At 70.5% G+C, this 2,061-nt stretch carries 1 protein-coding gene and 1 pseudogene; one reads left to right on the top strand and one right to left on the bottom strand.

All coding sequences use genetic code 11. The annotated features are described in order from the left end of the window. Positions 1-923: pseudogene (locus G3N64_RS38855) on the top strand (phage tail protein); the annotation flags it as partial. 109 nt (positions 924-1,032) lie between these two features. Here the strand turns inward: G3N64_RS38855 and G3N64_RS38850 are convergent. Continuing rightward, the coding region (locus G3N64_RS38850; protein WP_205788863.1) for a glycosyltransferase at positions 1,033-2,061 on the bottom strand (1,029 nt) is incomplete at its 5' end.

Here is a 2,061-nt window from a genome sequence, read left to right as displayed (position 1 = left end):
CCGAAGCCGAAGCGGCCACGCAGCGTCACGCAGCCGCGATCGCCGAAGCCGAGGCCGCCGCACAGCGCCACACGGCTGCGATCGCGGAAGCCGAAGCGCTCGCGCAGCAGCACATGCAGGCGATCGCGGAAACGCAGGCCGCCGCGCAGCGTCATGCCGACGCGACCGCCGAGGCCGAAGCCGTCACGCAACGCCATACCGAAGCGATCGCGCAGGCCGAGGCGGCCGCGCAACGCCACGCCGATGCCACCGCGCAGGCCGAAGCCGTCACGCAGCGCCACACCGAAGCGATCGCACAAGCCGAAGCGGCTGCGCAGCACCACGCGAAGGCCATCGCCGACGCCGAGGCGCTGGTCGAAGCCGTCGTCAAGGAAGCCGCGACGAACGCCGTCGCCGCGACGACAGTTGCCGCGGAAGTCGTCGAACCTGCACCGGCCGGCGCGCCGGCGGCAGAACCGGCCGTGATCGCGCCCGCGCCGGCTGCTGCCGAAACGGTGGAGGCAACGACCGACGCCGAAACGGCCATCGTCGCGACGGCGCAAGCCGAAACGCCGGTTGAAGTCGAAGCCGACGCCGTCACCCCTCCGGCTCCGTCCGACAAAGCGACGCTCCACGTGTCGCGTCCGACGCAGAACGAACTCACGCTGACCATCAACGGCGAATCGATCACGCTGCATCCGGAGCAACTGGGCCAGCTGATCGAGGAACTCGCGCATGCGCGCGCGTCGATGCAGCCGGAGCCGCCGCCCGGCATCCCGGCCGGCTGGCGCTTCGTGACGACGAAGAACCCGATGATGGCCGTGCAGAAGCAGACGAACGGCGACCGCCTGCTGGTGGCCCGCCACACGGGCTACGGCTGGGTGCCGTTCACGTTCTCGCCGGATGTCGTGATCCAGATGTACATGATGCTGACCCAGCGCTAAGTGCCGGCAGGCAGCAACCGCCCCGCCGAAAACGAAACAGCCCGACCGGTTCACACCGATCGGGCTGTTTGCTTTCCGGCTGCCGGGAGGCACGCCTCCCGGGAAATACTCAGCGATCCACCGGCGCCTGCACGCGCGCCTTCCACTGGCCGCCCTTGCCGCGCCAGTAGCGCCACGCGGATGCGAACGTCGCGCCGACGTAGAACAGCGCGACGAGCGGCAGCGCCGGCGCCCACAGCGGCGAGCGCCGGTAGTAGCGCAGCATCGGCGCATACGCGGCGCACATCGACGCCCACGCGAGCCACGCCGGCCATGCACGCGCGCCGTACGCGAGCGCGGCGGCGGGCGGCACGAGATAGATGATCGTCATCCCGAGCAGCGTGCCGGCCAGCAGCAGCGGCGAATAGTGCAGCTGCGTGAACGCGGTGCGCGCGATCATGTTCCAGATGTCGCGCCAGCTGTCGTACGGGCGCAGCGACACGCTGCGGTCGGCCAGGTCGAGCCGGATCGGATGGCGGCCTTCGCCGCGGTGCTTGATCTGCGCGGCGAGGCTGCAGTCGTCGATCAGCGCGCCGCGGATCGACTCGATGCCGCCCGCTTCCTCGAGCGCCGTGCGCTTCACCAGCATGCAGCCGCCCGCGGCGCCGGCCGTCCGGTTGCGCGGGTTGTTGATCCACGAGAACGGGTAGAGCTTCGCGAAGAAGAACACGAACGCCGGGATCAGCGCCTTTTCCCAGAACGAATCGCAGCGCAGCCGCACCATCAGCGACACGAGATCGCGGTTCTCGGCCTGCGCGCGCGTCACGAGCTGCGCGACGGCGTCGGGCGGATGGCCGATGTCGGCATCCGTCAGCAGCAGGTAGTCGGCCGGCAGGCCGAGCGTCTGCACCGCGGCGATCCCCTGCGACTGCGCCCATACCTTGCCCGACCAGCCGGCCGGCAGCGGCTTCGCGGCCAGCACCGTCAGCCGCTCGGCGCGGTTGATCGCGAGTGCGGCCGCGCGGGCTGCGTCGGCGGTACCGTCGTCGCTGTGGTCGTCGACAATGATCAGATGAAATTCGCCCGGGTAATCCTGCTCGAGCAGCGAAGTTGCCGCCCGGGCGATCACGTCGGCCTCGTTGCGCGCCGGCACGACCGG

The sequence above is a fragment of the Burkholderia sp. Ac-20344 genome, from assembly GCF_017104975.1.
In the GTDB taxonomy this organism is placed as follows: domain Bacteria; phylum Pseudomonadota; class Gammaproteobacteria; order Burkholderiales; family Burkholderiaceae; genus Burkholderia.
The sequence above is the reverse complement of the archived record's forward strand: the minus strand, read 5'-3'. Positions and strand labels throughout refer to the sequence as shown.